General features: G+C 54.9%; 19 protein-coding genes. 8 read left to right on the top strand and 11 right to left on the bottom strand.

Translation table 11 applies throughout. The annotated features are described in order from the left end of the window. Positions 1-55: 55 nt before the first annotated feature. Together glp and lexA are read left to right on the top strand one after the other, a co-directional pair. Complete coding sequence (gene glp / locus ABJL60_RS04160) at positions 56-1,228, top strand: gephyrin-like molybdotransferase Glp (protein ID WP_348287006.1); 1,173 nt, start codon at positions 56-58, stop codon at positions 1,226-1,228. 98 nt (positions 1,229-1,326) lie between these two features. After that, positions 1,327-2,028, top strand: coding sequence for a transcriptional repressor LexA (lexA, locus tag ABJL60_RS04155; RefSeq protein WP_348287004.1), 702 nt, complete (start codon positions 1,327-1,329; stop codon positions 2,026-2,028). A 53-nt stretch (positions 2,029-2,081) separates the two neighbouring features. Here the strand turns inward: lexA and ABJL60_RS04150 are convergent, their stop codons facing one another. Next, a complete protein-coding gene (locus tag ABJL60_RS04150) occupies positions 2,082-4,124 on the bottom strand; it encodes a ComEC/Rec2 family competence protein (protein ID WP_348374952.1) in 2,043 nt (680 codons plus the stop codon). 78 nt (positions 4,125-4,202) lie between these two features. On the opposite strand from ABJL60_RS04150, the gene gltX reads away from it, so the two are divergent. The 3 genes from gltX (at position 4,203) to ABJL60_RS04135 (ending at position 7,660) form a co-directional block, all read left to right on the top strand. Beyond that, complete coding sequence (gene gltX, locus ABJL60_RS04145) at positions 4,203-5,612, top strand: glutamate--tRNA ligase (protein ID WP_348374950.1); 1,410 nt, start codon at positions 4,203-4,205, stop codon at positions 5,610-5,612. A gap of 126 nt (positions 5,613-5,738) precedes the next feature. After that, complete coding sequence (locus ABJL60_RS04140) at positions 5,739-7,034, top strand: citrate synthase (RefSeq protein WP_348286999.1); 1,296 nt, start codon at positions 5,739-5,741, stop codon at positions 7,032-7,034. A 335-nt stretch (positions 7,035-7,369) separates the two neighbouring features. Further along, complete coding sequence (locus ABJL60_RS04135) at positions 7,370-7,660, top strand: hypothetical protein (RefSeq protein WP_348286997.1); 291 nt, start codon at positions 7,370-7,372, stop codon at positions 7,658-7,660. 22 nt (positions 7,661-7,682) lie between these two features. Here ABJL60_RS04135 and ABJL60_RS04130 read toward each other — a convergent pair whose 3' ends face one another. From ABJL60_RS04130 to ABJL60_RS04085, 10 genes are all read right to left on the bottom strand, one after another. After that, a complete protein-coding gene (locus tag ABJL60_RS04130) occupies positions 7,683-8,459 on the bottom strand; it encodes an enoyl-CoA hydratase-related protein (RefSeq protein WP_348374948.1) in 777 nt (258 codons plus the stop codon). A gap of 69 nt (positions 8,460-8,528) precedes the next feature. After that, the gene (locus ABJL60_RS04125; RefSeq protein ID WP_348286993.1) at positions 8,529-8,981 is read right to left on the bottom strand and encodes a cytochrome c-type biogenesis protein; all 453 of its coding nucleotides are present in this window, start codon (positions 8,979-8,981) and stop codon (positions 8,529-8,531) included. Next, the gene (locus tag ABJL60_RS04120; RefSeq protein WP_348374946.1) at positions 8,978-10,948 is read right to left on the bottom strand and encodes a heme lyase CcmF/NrfE family subunit; all 1,971 of its coding nucleotides are present in this window, start codon (positions 10,946-10,948) and stop codon (positions 8,978-8,980) included. The genes ABJL60_RS04125 and ABJL60_RS04120 overlap by 4 nt, the downstream gene beginning before the upstream one ends. Positions 10,949-11,030: 82 nt before the next feature. Continuing rightward, positions 11,031-11,606: a holin family protein gene (locus tag ABJL60_RS04115; protein WP_348374944.1), complete on the bottom strand. Its 576-nt coding sequence runs from the start codon at positions 11,604-11,606 to the stop codon at positions 11,031-11,033. Next, positions 11,597-12,208 (bottom strand): holin-associated N-acetylmuramidase, encoded by a 612-nt coding sequence (locus ABJL60_RS04110; RefSeq protein WP_348374942.1) that lies wholly within the window; start codon positions 12,206-12,208, stop codon positions 11,597-11,599. The genes ABJL60_RS04115 and ABJL60_RS04110 overlap by 10 nt, the downstream gene beginning before the upstream one ends. Before the next feature lie 88 nt (positions 12,209-12,296). Continuing rightward, positions 12,297-12,740, bottom strand: a complete 444-nt coding sequence (gene ccmE, locus ABJL60_RS04105; RefSeq protein ID WP_108828715.1) for a cytochrome c maturation protein CcmE — start codon at positions 12,738-12,740, stop codon at positions 12,297-12,299. Positions 12,741-12,755: 15 nt separating this feature from the next. Further along, positions 12,756-13,784, bottom strand: a complete 1,029-nt coding sequence (gene argC / locus ABJL60_RS04100) for an N-acetyl-gamma-glutamyl-phosphate reductase (protein WP_348374940.1) — start codon at positions 13,782-13,784, stop codon at positions 12,756-12,758. Between the two features lie 26 nt (positions 13,785-13,810). Further along, entirely contained in the window at positions 13,811-14,620 is an 810-nt protein-coding gene (locus tag ABJL60_RS04095) for an aspartate/glutamate racemase family protein (RefSeq protein ID WP_108828717.1), read from the bottom strand. Positions 14,621-14,637: 17 nt separating this feature from the next. Beyond that, positions 14,638-15,525, bottom strand: a complete 888-nt coding sequence (locus tag ABJL60_RS04090; RefSeq protein WP_348375362.1) for a lysophospholipid acyltransferase family protein — start codon at positions 15,523-15,525, stop codon at positions 14,638-14,640. 142 nt (positions 15,526-15,667) lie between these two features. Beyond that, positions 15,668-19,069 (bottom strand): indolepyruvate ferredoxin oxidoreductase family protein, encoded by a 3,402-nt coding sequence (locus ABJL60_RS04085; protein ID WP_348374937.1) that lies wholly within the window; start codon positions 19,067-19,069, stop codon positions 15,668-15,670. Positions 19,070-19,238: 169 nt separating this feature from the next. Between ABJL60_RS04085 and ABJL60_RS04080 the strand changes: the two genes are divergently transcribed. The 3 genes from ABJL60_RS04080 (at position 19,239) to ABJL60_RS04070 (ending at position 23,294) form a co-directional block, all read left to right on the top strand. Further along, a complete protein-coding gene (locus tag ABJL60_RS04080) occupies positions 19,239-20,144 on the top strand; it encodes a LysR family transcriptional regulator (RefSeq protein WP_348374936.1) in 906 nt (301 codons plus the stop codon). A 256-nt stretch (positions 20,145-20,400) separates the two neighbouring features. Next, complete coding sequence (locus ABJL60_RS04075; RefSeq protein ID WP_348374933.1) at positions 20,401-22,677, top strand: mechanosensitive ion channel family protein; 2,277 nt, start codon at positions 20,401-20,403, stop codon at positions 22,675-22,677. Between the two features lie 131 nt (positions 22,678-22,808). Further along, entirely contained in the window at positions 22,809-23,294 is a 486-nt protein-coding gene (locus ABJL60_RS04070; RefSeq protein WP_348374931.1) for a hypothetical protein, read from the top strand. Positions 23,295-23,333 lie beyond the last annotated feature (39 nt).

The raw sequence follows: 23,333 nt of genomic DNA, 5'->3' as shown, positions 1-23,333 counted from the left end.
CCATTGACGAAGAAGCCCCAGAAATCGATGCACTGGCACAGGAAGGCGAATTGTCATGATCACCGTCACAGAAGCTTTGGATGCGCTGTTCGCTTTGGTCTCGCCACTGGCCACCGAAGACGTGCCCTTACGCCACGCCAATGGACGTGTTTTGGCACGCGATGTTATTGCACAGCGTACACAACCGCCTTTTGCAGCGTCTTCGATGGACGGATACGCCCTTAAGGCGGCCGAAGTCGAGGCAGACGCGCTTTTCAAGGTGATAGGTGAAAGTGCAGCAGGGCATGGCTGGGACGGCGTTGTAGGTGCGGGGCAAGCCGTGCGTATTTTCACCGGCGCACCTGTACCGCAGGGCGCAGATTTTGTCGTCATTCAAGAAGATACAATCCGCCGCGGTGATTTGATTACTCTGGGCCGGAATGTTGGATCCAAAGACAACATTCGAGCGGCTGGCGTTGATTTCACAAAAGGCACCCCCCTGTCTGCGCCACGTCTGCTGACGCCTGCCGATATCGCACTGTTGGCGTCAATGAACATCGCCGATGTCCCTGTTGTGCGCCGACCTGTTGTATCCCTGATCTCAACGGGGGATGAATTGGTCATGCCCGGCGAAGCCCCGGGCCCCGATCAGATCATCGCGTCCAACACCTTCGGGCTTGCAGCCATGTTGGAAGACCTTGGCGCACACCCCCGCATATTGCCGATTGCTGCCGACACGGAAGGGTCGCTTCGTGCGGCTTTCGATCTGGCCAAGGGCTCCGATCTGGTGATCACAGTAGGCGGCGCATCTGTGGGGGACCATGATCTGGTGGCGCCAGTGGCCGCTGAAATGGGCATGGAGCAGTCGTTTTACAAAGTCGCCATGCGACCGGGAAAGCCGCTGATGGCGGGGCGTTTGTCAGGCATGCCAATGGTCGGGTTGCCGGGAAATCCTGTGTCTGCAATGGTCTGCGGCAGTGTTTTCATAGCGCCACTTGTGCGTGCCATGCAGGGTTTGCCTAAAACCGCAGCGCCACGGCGAAATATGGCTTTGGCAGCACCTTTGAACGCAAACGGACCACGCGAACACTACATGCGCGGCACGACCACTGCCCAAGGTGTCATCAGCGCGGATCTGCAAGACAGCTCATTGTTGTCGGTTCTGTCCACATCGGATGTTTTGATCGTGCGCCCGCCCAGCGACCCTGCCCGCGCCATAGGCGATATCGTCGAAACAATTGCAATTTAACGATTTGGTAAGATATTTGCGTCAATTTTAACAATTCGTTGACACAAAACAAGAACAGGAATAGAACAAACGCAAACCAACAGGCGTGAGGACCAAGTATGCTGACCAAGAAGCAGTTGGATTTGCTGGGATTTATTCACAAGCGTGTGCAGCGCGACGGTGTCCCCCCCAGCTTTGACGAAATGAAAGAAGCGTTGGATTTACGTTCCAAATCCGGCATCCACCGGTTGATCACCGCTTTGGAGGAACGCGGCTTTATCCGCCGCCTTGCCCACCGCGCCCGTGCCATCGAAATTGTGAAGCTGCCCGAGAGCATGGGTGGCGCACCCACATCCGGATTTACACCGCGTGTCATTCAGGGCGATCGGCCTGATGGGCCACCCCCTCCGGCTGCCCTGCCCGTCGAAGCCATTCACGCGATCGAACTGCCGGTTATGGGTCAGATCGCTGCTGGTGTTCCCATCGAAGCCATCAGCCATGCATCGCGCAATGTCGCCGTGCCGGGCCAGATGCTGGCAGGCCAAGGCAACCACTATGCCCTTGAAGTCAAAGGCGATTCCATGATCGACGCGGGCATCAATGACGGTGACGTGGTGGTGATCCGCGAAACATCTGTGGCGGACAATGGCGATATTGTCGTGGCCCTTGTCGAAGACCACGAAGCCACGCTGAAGCGCTACATGCGCAAGGGCAACACCATTGCTTTGGAAGCCGCCAACCCCGCCTATGAAACGCGCGTGTTTACGGACGACAAAGTCAAAGTGCAGGGCAAGCTGGTCGGCCTTATCCGCACCTACTGACCACACCATTTCTTTTTGCAAAGGCGGTCAGGTTTCGGCCGCCTTTGTCATGTTCATTTGGCCCAATTTGACCACAATCTGTCCCCCGTCATATCGCGCACCGTCACCACATCAAGGCCATCCCCTTTGGCAAACAAAGCCACGGCGCCTGTCTGTCGCAAACGTTGCGGATCATACACCGGACATCCGCTGATCTTGAGCGGCGCTGAGGCCACCAAAAGCTGTCGTGCATCGCAATCCAGAACGGCAGATGCCGCTTTTTTACCAATGACATGAACCAGTTCCACCGATCCGATGTGCGTGACTTGCAGCCGTCCCCCTTCGCCCGGCCAACGCCCTGCAGCATATGATTGACTGCTGGGATCCCCATCATTTTCCAACCAGTTGCGTGCGACAAACCCTGCCCCTTTGGCCTTGCTGAGGGCGCGGCCCGCATCTGTCATCACACCAACCAATGATCCATTGTCGGCAATCAGTGCCGTGGGACGCTGTGCGCCCCCCCACATTGCAAAAGCTAAAATGACAGGAACAGCGCCAAGCCACCGCAATCGGCCGTGCCAGATAATGACCATGCAACCGCCCAATGCCATCACTGGCAGAACCCACGGCCCCGGCCCCGCAACATAACCACGCGCACCATCCAGCGCAGCGACCCAGTCAGCCACACCAAGGATCCACTGCAACCCCAATCCCATGACCCACAAGCCCAAGCTTTCCAGCCCAAAGGGCGCCAAAAGGGCGGCAAACACAGCTGCGGGAATAACGATCATGCCCATCAGTGGCACACTCAACAAGTTTGCCACCAAACCGTAGTGCGCCACAGCGTTGAAATGGGCCGCCCCGATTGGCGCTGTGGCCAATCCGGCAATCGCAGATGACAACACAACCCCAACAACGGGTTGCGCCCAATCCGGTCCTATTTTGATTTGTGCATCGCGCATCCAGCCAAACACGGCAACCAACGCCGTTGTCGCTGCAAAAGACATCTGGAACCCCGGCCCCAACATGGCTTCGGGTTGCAGAACCAAAACAATGATTGCGGCCATTGCCACGGCACGCAAACTGATGGCGCGTCTGTCACACATCACTGCCGTCAATGCGACCGCAACCATGATGAATGCACGCTCTGTGGACACGTTGCCCCCCGACAACGCAAGATAAACCGCAGCGACACAAAGCGCACCACCGGCCGCCCATTTGCGTGCCGAAATGCGCAAAGCCAACGGCTGGATCAATGCGATAACAATGCGCAACAACGCAAAGACAAAACCGCTCAGCAATCCCATATGCAGCCCTGAAATCGCAATCAAATGTGCGGTGTTGCTGGCGCGTAGATCATTCAACGCCTCTTTGCTTAATGCCGATCTGTCCCCTGTTGTCACTGCGGCGGCAAATCCGCCCACATCACCGGGTAAAGTCTGCTGGACACGCGCAGAAATCGCCATGCGCAGTCGAAAGATCATCAACGACATGTCGCCACGTTTCGGGGCTTTGATGGCGACCAAAGGCACACGTGTATATCCGACCGCCCCCAACTGGCCAAACCACGCATGACGTTGGAAATTGAAACCGCCGGGTTCCACAGGCCCCCCCGGAGGCGACAGATGCCCGGTTGTCATGATGCGCATTCCAGGCAAGGCCGTGACCCCGAAAGCCGCATCACCGTGTAAGGATATACGAACCCTGAGCGGTGTACGCCGCGGCGACACATCGTCTAGTGTCACCGCGTCCAAAGTCAGGCGCACCGCATCGGAAGACGACCGGTCCATCGCAATCACCCGCCCTTCGATAGCGCCGTAATACCGCCACCCTAAAATTGGCCCCGCAACGCTGTGGGCGCGCCATGCTGCACCAACAAACCCAGCGCAGATGATAAAAAGTGCGATTGCCAGAGGTGATCCCAAAGCACGCTTGTGCCAGCCCCAAGTCGCCGCAAAAGCGCCGATCATCCCAACGCCTGCGATCATCCCAAAGGACGGTTCAAACCGCAGGGAAAAGAATGCGCCGATGCCAATCGCCAAGCACACCGGCACCCAAGCAAACAAATGCCCACGCTGTGCGGCCCAAACGCCGCCCACTGCTACTAAGGCGCGCATCTTGCCCCCGGTTTCTTCACTATATAGACAGGTTAAAACGCTATCCCCTTTATGGTTACGGAAAGGTAAATTCCGCCAATGACCGATGCAGTCGTCACCCGTTTTGCACCCTCTCCCACCGGCTATTTGCACATTGGCGGGGCGCGGACCGCCTTGTTCAATTGGCTATATGCGCGCGGTCGCGGCGGAAAGTTCCTGTTGCGTATCGAAGATACAGACCGTGCGCGTTCGACCCCCGAAGCCACCGAAGCGATTCTGAAAAGCATGGCGTGGCTGGGACTGGACTATGATGGTGATCCCGTCAGCCAGTTCGAAGGCGCCGCCCGTCACGCAGAGGTGGCCCACACACTGCTGGCCGCAGGCAAAGCCTATAAGTGTTTCGCAACACAAGAAGACATCCAAGCCTTTCGCGACGCTGCGAAAGCGGAAGGAAAATCAACGCTGTATCACAGCCCATGGCGAGACGCGCAAGAGGGCGCCCACCCCGATGCACCTTACGTTGTACGCATCAAAGCGCCCCGTGATGGAACCACCGTCATCAAGGATGCCGTGCAAGGCGATGTGACCATACGCAACGACCAGTTGGACGATATGGTGCTGCTGCGCTCTGATGGCAGTCCCGTTTATATGTTGGCTGTTGTGGTCGATGATCATGATATGGGTGTGACCCATGTGATCCGCGGCGATGATCATTTGAACAACGCCGCACGCCAGATGATGATCTACAACGCGATGGACTGGAACGTCCCAGTTTGGGCACATATTCCTCTGATCCATGGGCCAGACGGCAAAAAAATGTCCAAACGCCATGGTGCCACCGGCGCGGAAGAGTATCAGACAATGGGGTATCCCGCCGCAGGTATGCGCAATTATCTGACCCGGTTGGGATGGAGCCACGGAGACGATGAATTCTTTAGCGACGCGCAGGCGCTGGACTGGTTTGATCTGGGTGGAATCGGCAAAAGCCCCGCGCGATTTGATCTTAAAAAGCTGGAAAACCTGTCAGGGCAGCACATTGCGGCGGCAAGTGACGCTGCGTTGCAGCGCGAATTGATAGCATTTCTGAACGCGTCTGGTGGCGATTCATTGGATACAGCGCAACTGACAGGCTTATTGGCTGCAATGCCATTTTTGAAAGAACGCTCTAAAACTTTCCCTGAGCTTCTTGAAAAGGCAGCATTTGTTCTATCCAGCCGCCCTATCACGCCAGATGAAAAAGCATCAAAACATCTTGATTTGGTATCCCGTGGTATACTGAGAGAATTGACGCCGCATCTGCAAAATGCTAGCTGGGACAGAGACACACTGGAGACAGTCCTGAATGGCTTTGCCGAGGCTCAGGGCACCAAGTTCGGTAAGTTGGCTGGGCCTTTAAGGGCGGCACTTGCAGGACGCGCGGTAACCCCTTCGGTTTTCGATATGATGCTTGTTCTGGGGCGCGAGGAAACTCTTGCCCGACTGAATGAGGCTGCATCCGTCGAGGGTTAAGACCTTTGAAAGGGTGCACAGTATAACAACTGCGCAACTGCGGGAATTGAACCGCAAAAATGCGCTGAGCGTCGCTGCTCAAACGCAACCGGGAGAACCCCGGATGATGACATAGGAAGGGATAACATGACCGACAGTAATAAATCCGCAACGCTGACGATTGACGGCACCGAGTATGAGTTGCCAATGTTTTCGCCAACCGCAGGCCCGGACGTGGTCGATATTCGCAAACTCTATGCGCAGGCTGGCGTCTTTACATATGACCCGGGCTTCACCTCAACGGCGAGCTGTGACAGCACAATCACCTTCATTGACGGTGACAAAGGCGAATTGTTGCACCGTGGCTATCCCATCGACCAGTTGGCGGGTAAATCCCACTATCTAGAGGTATGCTATCTGCTGCTGTACGGTGAACTGCCGACACCAGCAGCTTTGGAAGAGTTCGAGGCGACGATCACGCGCCATACGATGATCCACGAACAAATGCACAACTTTTTCCGTGGGTTCCGCCGCGATGCACACCCGATGGCCACAATGGTCGGCGTGGTGGGCGCGATGTCTGCGTTCTATCACGACAGCACGGATATTTCCGACGCGTATCAGCGCGAAGTTGCGTCCCACCGTTTGATTGCGAAGATGCCGACGATTGCTGCAATGGCGTACAAATATTCGATCGGGCAACCGTTTGTGTATCCACGCAATGATCTGGATTACGCCGCCAACTTTCTGTACATGTGTTTCTCGGTTCCTGCGGAAGAATATAACGTCGATCCCATTTTGGCCCGTGCTATGGACCGGATCTTTACGTTACATGCAGACCACGAACAAAACGCATCTACGTCTACAGTCCGCTTGGCGTCCTCGTCCGGTGCCAATCCGTTTGCGTGTATTGCGGCCGGCATCGCCTGCCTTTGGGGCCCTGCCCACGGTGGTGCGAACCAAGCGTGTCTGGAAATGCTGAATGAAATCGGCACACCGGATCGCATTCCTGAATTTATCGCCCGGGCCAAAGACAAAAACGATCCATTCCGCTTGATGGGCTTTGGACACCGCGTCTACAAAAACCACGACCCGCGTGCGACCGTGATGAAGCAATCCGCAGACGAAGTTCTGGAATTGCTGGGTGTGGACAACAATCCAATCTTGCAAGTTGCCAAGGAATTGGAAAAAGCCGCATTGGCCGATCCGTATTTCGCAGAGAAGAAACTGTTCCCGAACGTGGACTTTTATTCAGGCATCATTCTTGAAGCGATGGGATTTCCAACATCCATGTTCACACCGATCTTTGCACTGTCACGGACCGTGGGCTGGATTTCACAGTGGAAAGAAATGATTGCTGATCCACAAAATAAAATTGGTCGTCCACGTCAATTGTATCTTGGTGACACATCCCGCGACTATGTGGACATCGAGAACCGCTAACGCAAATCAAGTTCTTACCGGATTAAACGCCCCGCGCAGATGCAGCGGGGCGTTTAATTTTGTGCCCATCAAATCACGTAAGATCCGGATACCCCCACACCAAAACAAGCGGTTTTTCGCTGAATTGTCATCGTAAACAACAAGCAATAAACGCGATAAAAGGCCATTGTTGCCGCAGCTCTCACAATGGCCTTACGGCGCTTGACCCGGCAATCCATCACCCATTAACTAAGCTCAAGACGATTCAAAAACGCAGATTTGGCTGGCATCAGCAGCTGCTAAATGGACCGCACGCGGCTATTTGGACGTGGCGTGCAGACAAGAGGCAAAACACCATGGCGACACACACGCAACGACCCGCCCCCGAACAGCACTGGGCTGCGTTGATGAAAGCGCCGATGATTGAAACCGAATGTGCGTTGCTTGCTGATCCTGATGCGGAAAATGACCAGATCGTCGTGATCTATGACGCGCAAAACGCCCCCCCCGTCATAACAGTTGACGCAGACGATGCGTCTGCTCTGATCACCCTGCGTGCGGACGGCACCCCAGTGGCAGTGCTGTCACGCGCAGGCGATGTCCCGTGTGCCGAAGATGTGCTTTTGGTCGCCCGACACGCGACCTAAAACACAAAGACAGGCGGATCGTTTACCGCCCCTCAAAAAGCGCCGGACGCTTTTCTGAAAATGCCAAAACACCTTCTTTAAAATCGCGGGTGCGTCCGCAGTTGCCTTGTTCTTTGGCTTCCAGGGCAAGCTGTTCTTCTCGATCGTTGTCCCAAGTGCCTCGAATGGCGATCTTGGCAGAGGCGTAGGCGGCCGTTGGCCCTTGGGCCAGATGGGCCGCTCTTGCTTTCCAATGCGCGTCAAAGACATCGTCCGCAACGTGTTCCCAGATCATACCCCAGTCATCGGCCTGCTTGGCACTGATTTTCTCCGCAAAAAGCGCAGCCCCCATGGCTTTGGCCATCCCCATGGTGCGCGGCATTGTGTAAGTGCCGCCCGCGTCAGGGATCAAACCGATGCGCGTGAAGGCCTGCATAAAATAGGCACTTTCCGAAGCAATCACCACATCAAATGCCAACGCCAGATTGGCCCCTGCGCCTGCTGCGGCCCCGTTTACGGCCGCGATCGTAGGCACAGGGCAATCAAAGATCGCGCGCAGCATCGGTTCATATTCGTCCCGCAATGACTGCTCGGGATCAGAACCGGTACCATCCCCACTGTCCCCCAAATCTTGTCCCGAACAAAACGCCCGACCATTGCCTGTCATGACAACCGCACGCGCAGAGCGCCCGCCTTGTGTCACCGCATGTTGGATTTCGGCCCGCATTTGCGTGTTCATCGCGTTCATCACATCTGGGCGATTAAGCGAAATCAGCGCAATGTTTTCAGACAGTTCATATGTCAGCGTTTGGTAATCCATGGGGCGTCCTTTTTCAAAGCTTGCCCCTGACATATCAAAACGGTCCCGCCTGAAAAGCGAAACCGCGCGTCATTCTCTCAAAATTTGCCGCAAACGTGCTTCTTCCTCAACGCTCAAAGCGTCCTCTTGTGGCGCTTTGGCCCCCGCCCGCTTGCGCACATAGCCAAACCCGATCGCGCCAGCCAACAAAAGCATCAAAGGCCCCGCCGCCCAAAGCAACAGGGTTGATCCGGACGCACGCGGATTCAACAGCACATATTCGCCATAGCGCTCGACAATGAAATCAACCGTTTGCGTGTCGCTGTCGCCCGCCACCAACCGTTCACGCACCAGCACCCGTAGGTCCTTGGCCAAAGACGCGTGGCTTTCGTCGATACTTTCGTTTTGGCACACCAGACACCGCAATCCTTTTGAAATATCACGCGCCCGTTGTTCCAGCACTGGATCACTTAACACCTCATCCGGTTCAACCGCCCACGCAGGGGCAGCCAACAGGCACAACATCAAGACAAAGCGCTTCATTCCGCGGGCACCCCTTGCGGCTTCGCAGCTTTGCGGGCGCCGGCTGCTACGCGGAACCTCCGGTCGCTTAGGCTTAGAAGTCCACCCAAGGCCATCAAAGCGCAGCCAATCCAAATCCAGTTTGTCAACGGCTTGATATAAGTCCGAATGGCCCACCCCCCCGCAGCTTGCGGGTCGCCAATCACAACGTAGACATCGCGGGCCAGATCATAGTCAATCGCCGCCTCGGTGGTTGGCATTTGCGCCACGGGATAGATCCGCTTTTCCGGACGCAACTGTGCGATTTCACGCCCGTTTTGCGCCAAAGTTACCAATCCCATGGTGGACAGGTAGTTTGGACCTTCGAACTCTTCGACACCATTCAAAGTCAGCGTATATGCACCTACATTGAAGGGTTCACCGATCTGGGCGACACGGATGTCCTCTTGCTGCCATGCCGTTAGCCCAGCGACCCCCATCATAGTGATCCCAAGCCCCGAATGGGCAACCGTTTTGCCCCAATCGGCACGCGGAAGGCGCAAAAGCCTGCCAAAGCGGTCCCCGCCACGACCAGTGCGCGACAACAGATCCACCACAGACCCCATAATCAGCCAAGCCACCAGAAACACCCCAATCGGCCCCAACAAGCTGCGTCCGGTTTGCATCGCCCACACCAGTCCGCCGATGGCAAAAGCCAGCAGGAACGCGTACTTCAAAGGCGCCATTGCGCGGGTCAACTGACCACGCTTCCAAGGCAACATGGCACCGACCGGCAACACTAGGCCCAACACCAACATGAAGGGTGTGAACGCCATGTTAAAGAACGGGGGCCCAACGCTGAGCTTTCGGTCAAAAAACATCTCTGCGACCAGCGGCCACATCGTGCCGACAAACACCACAAAGCAACTGACAGCCAACAGCACATTGTTCGTCACCAAAGCGCTTTCCCGGCTAACAACCCCAAAGATCCCTTTGGCTTCCATGGTGCTGGCGCGAAAGGCAAACAACAGCAAAGCTCCGCCCATGAAAAAGCCAAGGATCATCAAAATGAATACGCCCCGCTCAGGGTCGTTGGCAAAAGCATGCACCGATGTCAACAAGCCAGACCGCACAATGAATGTCCCGATCAACGAAAATCCGAACGCCAGAATTGCAAGCAATATGGTCCAGCTTTTCAAGCTTTCGCGCTTTTCAACAACAATAGCGGAATGCAGCAACGCAGCGGCCAGCAGCCAAGGCATGAATGATGCGTTTTCGACAGGATCCCAGAACCAGAACCCACCCCAGCCAAGCTCATAATACGCCCACCAAGATCCAAGCGCGATACCGATGGTTAAAAATACCCATGCGGCCAAGGTCCAAGGACGCACCCAACGGCCCCATGCCGCATCCACGCGCCCCTCGATCAAGGCTGCAACCGCAAAGCTGAACGCCATGCTGAGACCGACGTAGCCCAAATACAAGAACGGCGGATGGAACGCCAAGCCGGGGTCTTGCAAAAGCGGGTTCAAATCTTGTCCGTCAAACGGAGGAACGCCCAAGCGCACAAACGGGTTGGACGTGAAAATGATGAAAGCGAAAAACGCCACGGCAATGGCGGATTGCACCGCAAGAACGCGGGCGCGCAAGGTTGGGGGCAAGTTGTTGCCAAACCAGGCGGCTGTCGCCCCGAACAATGTCACGATCAGCACCCAAAGCAGCATTGATCCTTCGTGGTTGCCCCACGTGCCGCTGATTTTGTACAAAAGCGGCTTTGCCGAATGGCTGTTCAACACCACAAGACGCAAGCTGAAATCAGATGTCACAAATGCCCAAGTCAATGCAGCAAAGGAAAAAGCAGTCAGAAAGAACTGCGCCGAAGCTGCGGGTTCTGCAACCGCCATCCAAGACGCCCAGCGTTTGTGTGCCCCGATCAGGGGAACGATAGTCTGCACGATCGCCACAACAAAGGCGAGCAGCAGTGCGAAATGTCCAAGCTCTGTAATCATACCTAAGGGTATAGGCCCGCATCCGCCCCGCGCCAATGGAATTCCCCAAATTCAGGTGATCACATTGTCGCGGGGAAAAGCATCACGCTTTGCGACGTTTCCAAGCGTCAAGGGCAGCATTGGCGTCAGGCAGGATAGATGCCGCACCCAGACGTGCATCTTGCCCGGTATCTGCGGCACCTATGCTGTCCGCCCGCAAGCTGCGCAGGGCTTGGATGTTCTCCATTACTTGCGGAACATGCGCCATCGATCCCACGATCTCGCGTTGAAATTGCTGGCTTTTGACTTGGTGACGAGCGCCAAAATAAAAGGATACGATCACCCCCAACAACCACCAAAGCGGTTCAGGCACCAAAGCGATGCCTTGCATACGCTCTGCAAACCAAAGCGGGTTGACCATGGCGGAAACAAACAACCCCATCGTGCCCAGTGCCAAAGCGGGCCGCGGCAAACGATTTACGCCATCCATAAACCGGTCAAAGCCGCCTTGGCGTGGCACCTCGAACTCGCGTCCGTATTGCTGCATGGCTTGACCTTGAATACGTGCTTGACGCCCGGCGCCATTTTCGGCGTTCTCCCGAAAGACATGTGCTGTGTCGCGGATGACATTGCTGCCTCCGCCAAAGACCAGACCAAACATACGTTCTATCAACCCCATGACGCGATCCTTTGCTTAAATTGTTCCGCTGACAGGTGGTACTGGGGTGAAATGAATTCTTCTGCGCGGGTGATCCAGCCCCCTTTGCCCCCTGCCCGTGTCCTTGCATATTTGCGACTGGCGCTGCGTTTGTCTGCGATGCGAAAATAATAATTCCGGCGTGCGATGCCATAAGCGTCCACCATATAGCCGTGCGCCTGTTTGTGGGCGGCATGCGTGGCGCCAATTGATTGCGGTCCAAGTGCGCCGTCCACAACAACTGCCTGTCCCATGTCACGCAACAAGCGTTGCAAAATCTTCACCGCATTGCCGCCTGCGTTGACATACATGTCAAACACGGTCGCATGCAGCCCTTTGGGCAGCTCTGCGATTTGGGGGCGCTCAAAGTAGTGCTTTACGAAGATATCGATGGCCTGCGCACGGCTAAGTGCCTGAACGTCACGCGGTGTGATTGCGCCATCGCGGTCCAGATCCAGCCCCAACCGGCGCATGGTGTGGATGGTTACGCCAAAATTTGTAGCCCCTCCCGGATCATCGGGATCATTGACGTACCCGCCTTCACGGTGAACAATCTGGGTTGCAATGTCGTGAACCGTTTGCATGTCGCTGCCTCGCCGCATGTTTCATTGCGGCAAGACTGCACATATCAAGGTTAACGCAAGGCTTGGGCTGCGTACGGTGCGGGGCGCCTCACGCCTCGGGTTCGACGTAAACGCCTTGTTCTTTCAAAGCATCGATAACTTCGGATGGCATGTATGTCTCGTCATGCTTGGCCAAGATTTCAGAGGCTTCAAAGATGCCGTTCACATAACGGCCAGTGCCCACCATACCCTGATTTTCTTCGAACAAGTCCGGCAAAACGCCAGTGTAGACTGCAGGGACAGAGGCCCCGCCGTCCGTCACAACAAACCGGATGCTTTCGCCCTGCCCGCGCACAATAGACCCTTCTTCAACCAAGCCACCGATGCGGAACACTTCAGTCGGAGGTGGGGGCGCGTCAACGACCTGGCTGGGTGAGCGGAAGAAATTGATTCCGTCGCGCATCGCGTAACCAATCAGAACTGTGGACAAAACCAACGCCACGGCCGCAACAGCAATCACTTGAATACGGCGTTGTTTTTTCAGCGATTTCATCAGCAGCTCCTGCGGTTACGGGAACAAAGGCGCCATCATAAGGCCTTCGGTCTCATCCACACCTAACATCAGATTGGCATTTTGCAACGCCTGCCCGCTGCTACCTTTTGTCAGGTTATCCAAGGCCGCAACAACTATCGCACGGCCATCGATGCGGTCTTTGATGACGCCGATATGGCAAAAATTCGACCCGCGGATGTGGCGCGTGCTTGGGGCTTCGCCCATCGGCAGAACTTCGATAAAGGGTTCATTCACATAAGCTTGCGCCAGAGTGTCGTAGATCGTTTGCGCATCGCCTTTGACATAAGTTGTGGCCAGAATTCCGCGATTGGCAGGAACCAGATGTGGCGTGAACTGCACATGCACCGGACGTCCCGCGAGGGCTGTGAATTCCTGATCAAACTCCCCCAGATGCCGATGCGTGCCACCAACGGCGTAGGCATGATAGCCTTCGGACAATTCTGCATGCAGCAGGTTTTCTTTTAACGCGCGCCCCGCCCCTGATACGGCACACTTTAGGTCCAAGATGATTTCGTCCAGATCAATAACGCCAGCGGCAATCAAGGGGCGCAATGCAAACTGGCCAGTGGCGGCGTTGCAGCCAGTGCCTGCCACCAAACGCGCAGCTCTGATCTCGTCGCGGTAAAATTCAGTCAGGCCGTAGACCGCCTCGCCCTGCATCTCCAAAGCAGAGTGCGGATTACCATACCAAGCTGCGTAAGCCTCCGGATCACGCAGCCTGAAATCAGCACTCAGGTCAACGATTTTCAGCGTCTTTGGCAGGTCGCGAATGACCTCTTGGCTGGTTTTATGGGGCAAGGCGCAAAAGCACAGATCAATCCCAGACCAGTCAATTTTGTCAAAGCTGACCATGTCCGGTAAATCCAGATGGCGCAGATGCGGGAACACTTGCGCGATGCTTTGTCCGGCTTTGGAATAGGCGCCCAAAGCCTTGATTCGCATAGCGGAATGCCCGTCAATCAGCCGAATAAGTTCGGCACCAGTGTAACCACTGGCGCCCAGGATTGCGATAGAATGTGTCATGTTGGTCTCGTGTGTTTAGATCAGGATCAAGCGGCGTCAAAGCTGATCTGTCGTCGCAAAAATTGCGTCGCGCGGTCACTGACGCGCTTGGGATCGCCTGTGGTTAAATTGGCGCTTTCACCTGCTCCGATTTTGTCAGGATGGCGGCCCAGATAGTCAGCAAGGCTTTCGCCCACCAGATCGGCTTGCGAAAACAGCTTCACATCAGCGCCCAAAGCCGCTTGAAACGCATCTTTCATCAAAGGATAATGCGTACACCCTAAAATGCCCGCTTGCGGTTGCGGCATCTTACGCATCAACGCATCCACATGGCTGCGCACAAGCGCTTCGGCAAGGATCATGTCACCGTCTTCGATGGCATCTACCACACCGCCACAGGCCTGTGCTTCGACGTCGACGCCAATAGCGCGGAACGCCAGTTCACGCTGGAACGCGCGGCTGGCCACTGTCGCAGGGGTCGCAAACAATGCCACGTGTTTTACCTCGACCTCACGGGGAGGAGAATTGTCACCCCACTGCCGTTCTGTCAGCGCCTCTATCAAGGGGACAAACACACCCAAGACACGCTTGCCTTCCGGTATCCAGCCTTCTTGCATCCGACGCAAAGCGGCAGCAGAGGCTGTATTGCAGGCCAAAATCACCAAATCGCAACCGGCATCGAACAGGCGTTGAACGGCTTTACAGGTCAAGTCGTAGATGTCATCGGCTGTGCGCACGCCGTAAGGCGCATTGGCGCTGTCAGCAAGATACACGAATTCGACATCCGGCAAACGCTTTTGCACGGCCTCTAGAACGGTCAAGCCGCCCAATCCACTGTCAAAAATACCAACCGCCATAAGGTCACCCAACTTTGCTATCGAAGTTTGGTTTCAAACTCGTACCCAAGATCAAAGCTTTGATTTGGGCTTGGTGACAGCTCATACGTGGCTTTGCGCAGGAAATCCATCATCTGTTTGCTGTCGCCATGAAAGCTGTTCAAGACGTCGCGGCCAATCGGATTGCCGATGGCCAAACGCACAGGTGTATCGACGCGTGTTTTGAATTCTTTAATAAGCAATCCAAGGCGCAGGGTGCTGTGCAAATGGCTGGCGATCTGAAACATCCGGCTGGTGTGCCCGTCAAAATATACGGGCACCACTGTGGCATCAGACTGTGCGATCAGCCGCGCCGTAAAATGACGCCAACCGGGATCCAAAGGCTGGCCAAAAGGCCGCTCTGCCGTGCTTACCGTGCCACCAGGAAACACACCCATTGCACCGCCGTTGCGCAAATAAGACAGGGCATCTTTACGGGTTTGAAGATTAACCAACGCCGCTTCTTTGGATGCGTCAAAAGAGATTGGCAAAACAATCCTGTTCAACGCCTCCGCTTTGCAAAACACCGAATTGGCCAGTATTCGAAAATCCCCACGTGCTTGGGACAGGATATGTCCCATCATCAACCCGTCCAGAATACCATACGGGTGATTGGCAATCAAAAAAACTGGACCGTTGCGCGGAATATTGGACAATGCCCCGTCGAAGATTTCCAGTCCAAGGCCATATCGATCCACCATAACGGACCAAAAGTCGCGGCCCGCAGCCACTTCTGCCTCATAGCCTTGCGCACGTTTGATGAGACCCAAGCGCCCAGTGGAATTCTCAATCACACGTATCACTGCACGTCCTGCTTTGGAGGATGCGGAATGGGCGTAGGTGATATCGCGTGTGACATCACGGCGTGAAGGCTTTTGCGAAGGCATATGTGACGGCATATGTGACGGCATTTGTGACGGCATTTGTGACGGGGCCATGGCTTTGGTTCCCAGCGGCATGTTTGATCTGTCGGTGTTCTAGGCGCTGCGCTTCACTGTGCACAGGCCTTATGACACAGATGTGACATCGCTATTCCGCCGCGTGCGCCATGGGTGCCCCACCTGATTTGATTGCACTTAGCAATTCTTCACGCCGCTTTGCTGCCTTGGCCTCATTTTGGGCCTTCACAGGACCAAAGCCCCTTATCTGCAACGGCAGCTCTGCCAACGCCACAACCGCGTCTTTGGTGTCCGCAGTCAGCAGCGGCAGAACAGCTTTCATGTCGGCCTCGTATTGCTTGATCAGGGCACGTTCCATTTTTCGTTCTGCTGTGTAGCCAAACACATCCAAAGGCGTGCCGCGCAAGCGTTTGAACTTGGTCAACATGCGCAGTGGCGTTTCCAGCCATTGTCCAAATTCACGCTTCATCGGACGCCCTTCGGGTCCCATCTTCGACACCATGGGCGGGGCCAGATTGAAGGTCATTTTGAAGTCGCCATCAAACTCTGCACGCGCCTTTTCACGAGAGGTCAAAAGCAGGCGGGCTACTTCGTATTCATCTTTATAAGACAGAAGCTTATGATAGCCTTTTAATGCAGCTTTTTTAACGTCGTTGTCTGCAATAGCATCGACCAGCTTACGGTACCTCTTCGCCAATCCGCGGCCTTGATAAGCCACCAATTGAGCAGCACGAACCTGCAGTTCTTCCTCTGTTGATTTCGGCAACGCAACCACATTGGGCGTTAAGATCGCCTGCGCATCTTGCGGGTGCAAAACGGCCCAGCGCCCGATCTCGAAAGCACGCAGATTGCGGTCAACCGCAGCACCGTTCAACGTGACAGCTTGCACGATTGCGGCATGGGTCAGAGGCAACAATCCACGCTGCCATGCGGCCCCGAAAATCATCATATTGGAAAAAATGCTATCACCCAGAACGGCCTTTGCCAGATCAGAGGCATCAAACAGGTCCACACGGTTCTGCATGCGTGCCTCAAGGGCAAGGCTTAGGCGGTCCGATGGCAGCGAAAACTCGGTGTCTCGCGTGAAATCACCGGTGATAATTTCGTGGCTGTTCACCACAGCGCCTGTGCGACCGGACTTGGTAAGACCAAGCGTTTTAGCCCCGGCCGACACAACCAAGTCCCCACCTATCAACGCGTCGGCTTCGCCGGTGGCGACACGGATGGCCGAAATATCATGCGGATCATTCGCAAGGCGACAATGGATATGCACCGCACCGCCTTTTTGCGCCAATCCTGCCATTTCCATCATGCCGGCGCCTTTGCCATCGATATGCGCGGCTTGCGCCATCACGGCACCGATGGTCACGACACCTGTACCGCCAACCCCTGTGATCACCACATTCCACGTGCCGTCAATTTCGGGAATCGTGGGTGCTGGCAGGTCGGGCAATTCCAGATCTGTTGTGGCTTCTTTGCGCACAACTGCGCCTTCCAAGCTGATAAACGACGGGCAAAACCCTTTAACGCAAGAAAAGTCCTTGTTGCACGATGATTGATCAATCGCGCGTTTGCGGCCCAGTTCGGTTTCCTTTGGCACGATAGACACGCAGTTGGACTGCACGCCACAATCGCCACAGCCTTCACACACATCAGAGTTGATGAACATGCGCTTGTCGGGATCGGGAAAGGTGCCCCGTTTGCGACGGCGACGTTTTTCGGCAGCACAGGTCTGAATGTAGACGATCACCGATACGCCCGTTAACTTTGCAAACTGCTCTTGCACAGTTTGCAAATACGCGCGTTCTTTAATTTCAATACCTTGCGGGAAATTTGCAAAGTTCACGTCTTCTTTATCATCGTACACCACGGCAAGGTTTTGCACACCCATCGCCCGCAATTCAGATGCGATGCGCTCAGGACTTAAATCGCCGTCGTTGTCTTGGCCCCCTGTCATGGCGACCGCATCATTGAACAAAATCTTATACGTGATGTTGGTGCCAGCTGCCAAAGCTGCACGGATCGCTTGCACGCCCGAGTGATTGTAGGTTCCGTCGCCAAGGTTCTGAAACACGTGTGGCGTTTTGGAAAATGGCGCTTCACCGATCCAGTTCGCGCCTTCTGCCCCCATGTGGGTAAATCCAAGCGTTTCGCGGTCCATCCACTGTGCCATGAAATGGCACCCGATGCCTGCGTAGGCCCGACTGCCCTCCGGCACTTTCGTCGAAGAGTTGTGCGGACATCCTGAACAGAAGTACGGCAGGCGCGCTGCGATTTCCTCTGCGTTGTCCGACCTGCGGGCCTCGTCCAACATGGCCAATCCACCAGTGATGCCGTCAGTGTTGCGACCTTCATCAACCAGAACTTGCCCGAGTTTTTCTGCAATCTCGATCGGGTCCAGCGCCCATTTGGCGCTAAAAAATATCTCGCCTTCGCGGCTTCCGCCATACACACGGCGGCCCTGTCGATTGTCGAACAATGCCTCTTTGATTTGCACCTCGATCAATTTGCGCTTTTCTTCAACGACGATAATCAGATCCAGACCGTCAGCCCAATCGTTGAAGGTCTTCATATCCAAAGGCCACGTTTGCCCCACTTTGTAGGTGGTTATGCCCAAACGCTCTGCCTCTGCGGCGTCGATGTTCAGCAAGGACAACGCATGAACAAGATCAAGCCAGTTTTTACCCGCCGCCACCAAACCTATTTTGGCGCCGGGCTTGCCCCAAACGCGTTTGTCCATTTTGTTGGCAGCAGCAAAGGCTTCGGCGGCGTGGCGCTTGTAGTCGATCAATCGCGCTTCTTGTTCGATACGGTCATCGACAAGGCGTATATTCAACCCACCATCTGGCAATTCAAAGCCCGGCGTCACAAAAGACAACCTGTGTGGATCGCCATCCACCACAGACGTCACTTCGACTGTGTCCTTCATGGTCTTTAGCCCAACCCAAACACCGGCAAACCGAGACAAGGCATAGCCATACAAACCATAATCGAGAATTTCCTGCACACCCGCGGGCGACACCACGGGCATATAGGCGTCGACCATCGCAAATTCGGATTGGTGCAACACGGTCGACGATTCACCGGTGTGGTCGTCCCCCATTGCCATCAACACACCGCCCTGTGCGGACGACCCCGCCATATTGGCGTGGCGCATCACGTCGCCGGACCGGTCCACGCCGGGGCCTTTTCCGTACCACAGGCCAAACACACCGTCGTATTTGCCTTCGCCGCGCAATTCTGCCTGCTGTGCCCCCCAGTGGGCTGTGGCTGCGAGGTCTTCGTTCAAACCGGACTGAAAGGTAATATCTGCTGCTGACAACGGCTTTAGGGCGCGCTCCATCTGCATGTCGACCGCCCCCAGCGGAGATCCACGATAGCCTGTCACAAGCCCAGCCGTGTTTAACCCAGCCGCCTCATCACGTGCCTTTTGCATCAACATCAAACGCACAAGCGCTTGGGTCCCGTTCAACAAAACCGGGCTTTTTTCCAAATCATAGCGATCATGAAGCGAAATCTTTTGCGTGGTCATCCCCGTGCCTCCCAGCTTGGATCAGTCTAACGTAATTTGACATCATATTAGGTCACAATTGCTGACCTGTATAGTATTTTTTTTGCCCATTGGGACAAAAGCTGACCAACCCTATGTGTCATTTGCGTCATTTCACGGTATGACATAGCCAAACTGGAAAGAGTGTAAGATGGACTGGGACAAGTTAAGAGTTTTTCATGCGGTGGCTGACGCTGGCAGTTTGACACATGCAGGTGACAAACTGCACCTTTCGCAATCGGCGGTCAGCCGTCAGGTCCGCGCCCTCGAAGAATCACTGAACGCAACATTGTTCCATCGTCATGCACGCGGCTTGATTCTGACCGAACAAGGTGAGCTGTTGTTTGACGCTACCAACGCCATGACCAAACGGCTTGATGCCGCCAGTGCGCGCATTCGCGACAGTGAAGAAGAGGTGTTCGGAGACCTGCGCGTCACGACAACCATCGGTTTTGGCACGCTGTGGTTGGCCCCGCGCCTGCCGAAGCTTTACGAACAGTACCCAGACCTTAGCGTTGACCTGATGCTGGAAGAACGTGTCTTGGACTTGCCCATGCGCGAAGCTGACGTGGCCATTCGCATGAAAGAACCCAGTCAGGCCGATTTGATCCGGAAGCGGTTGATGAGTGTGCGCATGCAGGCCTTCGCCTCGCCTGGGTATCTTGATGCAAATGCGGCACTGAACACACCTGAGGATTTGCAAAATCACCGGCTGATCTGCCAAAACGTAAACGCCACGCAGGTTGGCGCAAGTGCGACGCTTGTGCAAAGCTTGATGACCCATGACGTGAAATCGCTGTTAACCGTGAACAACTACTTCGGAGTTTTGCAAGGCGTTTTACATGATCTGGGGGTCGGCATTTTGCCGGACTATGTAACACAGGATTTTCCTGACCTTGTGCGGGTTTTACCCGAAGTCGAGTCGGCCGAAGTGCCTGTATTTTTAGCGTACCCAGAAGAATTACGTCAGTCCAAGCGAATTTCTGCCTTCCGTGACTTTGTGCAGGAAGAGATCATTTCGTATCGTAAGCAATTGAGAGCTCAGCAAAAAACCTGAGATATGCAAAAAATGCATAGCGGGTTTGATCACCCTGCGGCACAATGCGCCTTGATCGTAGGCACTGTGATTACTAATTCAACTCATGAAGATACTGAGCGCTTCCCAGCGCCGCATCTTCAACCTCCCTGTTGGACTGGGCCGAGCTTGTCTCGGCCCTTTTTTTTCGCTTAATGCGAACGCTAGAACGATAAATCCTCTTGTTTCAACGACGGATTTGAAGTCACCCTTCGTTTAAGGCCTAGGGGGACACTTAATGTTAAGATTAATCCAGATTGCTGCGCTTTTGCTGTGTGTGTGCATCGCGCCGACGTTTGCGCAGGCACAAATGGGCTTACCAAGCGGCACGTCCTCTGTCCCGGACACGCAAGTAACATTACCCGACAACCTTACTGTTGAAACAGCCAACGCGTTGATTTCCAGGCTATCGGATGCCGAAGTGCGCGCCATTTTGCTGGATCAGCTCGAAGCGAAAGCTGTCCAGAAGCCTGACGGAGACAGCAACGTCTCGGACTTTTTCTACCACGCCACAGCCGGTGCTTTTAGTTCGATCACAGTGGCAATCGAACGCCTGCCGCTTCTTTTCACCCAGCAAGCAAAGGCATTTTCGACGTTTTACAATGACCGTCTAGGCGGCTTTGGCGGATTGCTGAAACTGTTGGGGTACATGGCGTTGGTGTACGGGTCCGGTATCATTGCTGAATTGTTTTTTCGCAGGTTGACGCAGAACTGGCGCATTTTACCCCCAGCAGACCCCGACAACATGCAACTGCGCGAGACAATTCAGTTGCTGGTGCAGCGGCTGACAACACAGGTCGTGGCAGTCCTGATCTTTGTGGGCGTGTCACGTGCCGTTGGCCTGACGATTTTGCCCGAAGACATTATGCCGATCGTGGCCATTGTCGGGCTCTATCTGATCGGGTTCCCCCGCTTTATGCTTGCCATTGGCTTTTTCTTGTTTGCCCCCATGAACCCAGAATACAGACTGCTGAATGTCGATACAAAATCGGCGCGCTCTGCGTGTTTTCACCAGTTTTGGATCGCGTTCATGCTTGGGTTCTCTGGTGCAATTATCGCGTTTAACGAATTGCACGGCGTGCCCATGGGGGAAACACGGCTTGGGTTCTGGTTGAACCTGTCGCTTCATATTTATCTGATTGTTGTCCTTTGGCGCTACCGTAGCAGCATGCAATCCATGATGCGCGGATTTGATCCCGACGTCAGTGTCATGGAAAACAGGATCGCACGGGCCTATCCCTATTTCGCTATCTTTGTGGTGTTTGCTGTATGGTGGGTTATCAACATCGTTGTCAGCTACGAAAATTTCGAATTGCTGCGGTCGCAACCCCACTACAAAACGATGATGTTGCTGATGTTTGCACCTGCTATGGATACGATGATCCGTGGACTTGTCCGCCATTTCGCGCCCCCCATGACTGGCGAAGGGGCTGTGGCAGAACGCGCCCATGCCTCGGCCAAAAGGTCTTATGTGCGCATCGGACGTGTTGTCGTTTTTGGATTGGTGATCATCTCTATTGCTGGTTTCTGGGGCATGAGCCCGGAAAACGTGGCCTCAGCAGGCGTTGGGCCACAACTGGCCGCCAAACTGATGGAATTCCTGATCATCATGTCGATCGGATATCTGATCTACGAGGTTGTCTCACTTTACATCAACCGCAAACTGGCCGCGGAACAGACTGCATCGGGCTTCGACCCTGAAAGCCAAGAGATCGGCGGAGATGGTGGCGGTGCGGGTGGATCAAGGTTGTCCACAGTGCTTCCACTGATTTTGGCGGTATGTCAGGCCACAATCGTGGTGGTGTTTTTGCTACTTGGCCTATCCAACGTCGGCGTTGACACAACACCCTTGCTGGCAGGGGCCGGGATTGTGGGCTTGGCGATCGGGTTTGGGGCACAAAAGCTGGTGACAGACGTCGTATCCGGTATTTTCTTTCTGGTCGACGATGCGTTTCGAACCGGAGAGTATGTCGAGGTCGAGGGCACCATGGGCACGGTCGAGAAAATCTCGATCCGGTCCATGCAACTGCGCCACCACAAGGGACCCGTGCACACGATCCCCTACGGTGAAATCCCCAAGATCACCAATTTCAGCCGCGATTGGGTGATCATGAAACTACGCTTCACTGTGCCCTTCGACAGCGATCCCAACAAAGTGAAAAAAATCTTCAAGAAAATCGGTCAGGATCTGCTTGCCGTGGAAGAATTCAAAGATGATTTCCTTGCCCCCTTCAAATCCCAAGGCGTCTTGGAAATTGATGATGTCGGTATGGTGATCCGGGGCAAATTCATGTGCAAACCCGGCACACAATTCATGATCCGAAAAGAGATCTTCAACCGTGTGAACGCGGCGTTCGCGTCCAACGGGATCGAATTTGCACGCCGCGAAGTACGCGTTGCACTGCCATCCATGGACAATGGCGATCTGACAGAGGAAGACAAAGCTGCAATTTCCGCGGCCGCCACACAAGCGGCCCAAGACACCACACCCGGCGGTGCAGGTGATCAACGTTAATTTTTAAATTAAAGTCAATTACTTAACTTGCACACCGAATCCAATTAGAAAGTTTTTGGAACGATTCCTATGATCTTCACGTTGTTTCCCCAGACAGCGGCACACACGCCGCAGAGCAAAAGGAGACAACCGTGAAACGCAATGTATTTCTGACCCTGACCACAGCTTCCGACACAGGCGCATTGGCCGGATACAACGAAGCTGAAACAGACAATGCGACCACTGTGGCGTCGACGCAGAAAGAATACGACACCAATTCGCCTGCAATCTCTACCGGAGACGCCGCTTCCGACGTGCAATCCAGTGGTCTGGAGACGAAGAACATCATCGCGCTGGAAAACGCAAAGGGCGAGATGCTGAAAACCAATGAAGGCGAACAGATCGGTGTGATCGAGGAAATTGATTACAACGCCCAAGGCAATCCAGAACTGGTGATTGACGTGTTCGACAAGTCCGTCGTTGGCGCCGACCGCATGGTCATGGCGATCCAGCCCGACAACATCGTATTGGCAGGCAACGCCATTGTGCTGAACACCGCATACAACGAGCTGTTGGCAAAAGTGAAAGCGTCGGGCGTGCAAGGCAGCGCGGACCGCGTGGACGTCACAATCTTCTAAGACCCCGCAAACCATCGGCCATCACACCGGGTCGTGCGC

The sequence above is a fragment of the Ascidiaceihabitans sp. genome (assembly GCF_039986515.1).
Lineage (GTDB): Bacteria > Pseudomonadota > Alphaproteobacteria > Rhodobacterales > Rhodobacteraceae > Ascidiaceihabitans.
Note: the sequence above shows the minus strand (reverse complement) of the source record. Positions and strands in the feature narration are given on the sequence as shown.

What these genes read in the sequence shown, in the direction of transcription:
- ABJL60_RS04120 (WP_348374946.1), bottom strand. Translation starts at nt 10,948, where the DNA reads ATGATTACAGAGCTTGGACATTTCGCACTGCTGCTCGCCTTTGTTGTG.
- argC (WP_348374940.1), bottom strand. Translation starts at nt 13,784, where the DNA reads ATGACACATTCTATCGCAATCCTGGGCGCCAGTGGTTACACTGGTGCC.
- glp (WP_348287006.1), top strand. Translation starts at nt 56, where the DNA reads ATGATCACCGTCACAGAAGCTTTGGATGCGCTGTTCGCTTTGGTCTCG.
- ABJL60_RS04125 (WP_348286993.1), bottom strand. Translation starts at nt 8,981, where the DNA reads ATGAAGCGCTTTGTCTTGATGTTGTGCCTGTTGGCTGCCCCTGCGTGG.
- ABJL60_RS04075 (WP_348374933.1), top strand. Translation starts at nt 20,401, where the DNA reads ATGTTAAGATTAATCCAGATTGCTGCGCTTTTGCTGTGTGTGTGCATC.
- ccmE (WP_108828715.1), bottom strand. Translation starts at nt 12,740, where the DNA reads ATGAAATCGCTGAAAAAACAACGCCGTATTCAAGTGATTGCTGTTGCG.
- ABJL60_RS04150 (WP_348374952.1), bottom strand. Translation starts at nt 4,124, where the DNA reads ATGCGCGCCTTAGTAGCAGTGGGCGGCGTTTGGGCCGCACAGCGTGGG.
- ABJL60_RS04110 (WP_348374942.1), bottom strand. Translation starts at nt 12,208, where the DNA reads ATGCAAACGGTTCACGACATTGCAACCCAGATTGTTCACCGTGAAGGC.
- ABJL60_RS04135 (WP_348286997.1), top strand. Translation starts at nt 7,370, where the DNA reads ATGGCGACACACACGCAACGACCCGCCCCCGAACAGCACTGGGCTGCG.
- ABJL60_RS04080 (WP_348374936.1), top strand. Translation starts at nt 19,239, where the DNA reads ATGGACTGGGACAAGTTAAGAGTTTTTCATGCGGTGGCTGACGCTGGC.
- ABJL60_RS04090 (WP_348375362.1), bottom strand. Translation starts at nt 15,525, where the DNA reads ATGCCTTCGCAAAAGCCTTCACGCCGTGATGTCACACGCGATATCACC.
- ABJL60_RS04115 (WP_348374944.1), bottom strand. Translation starts at nt 11,606, where the DNA reads ATGGGGTTGATAGAACGTATGTTTGGTCTGGTCTTTGGCGGAGGCAGC.
- ABJL60_RS04095 (WP_108828717.1), bottom strand. Translation starts at nt 14,620, where the DNA reads ATGGCGGTTGGTATTTTTGACAGTGGATTGGGCGGCTTGACCGTTCTA.
- ABJL60_RS04085 (WP_348374937.1), bottom strand. Translation starts at nt 19,069, where the DNA reads ATGACCACGCAAAAGATTTCGCTTCATGATCGCTATGATTTGGAAAAA.
- gltX (WP_348374950.1), top strand. Translation starts at nt 4,203, where the DNA reads ATGACCGATGCAGTCGTCACCCGTTTTGCACCCTCTCCCACCGGCTAT.
- ABJL60_RS04140 (WP_348286999.1), top strand. Translation starts at nt 5,739, where the DNA reads ATGACCGACAGTAATAAATCCGCAACGCTGACGATTGACGGCACCGAG.
- ABJL60_RS04130 (WP_348374948.1), bottom strand. Translation starts at nt 8,459, where the DNA reads ATGGATTACCAAACGCTGACATATGAACTGTCTGAAAACATTGCGCTG.
- lexA (WP_348287004.1), top strand. Translation starts at nt 1,327, where the DNA reads ATGCTGACCAAGAAGCAGTTGGATTTGCTGGGATTTATTCACAAGCGT.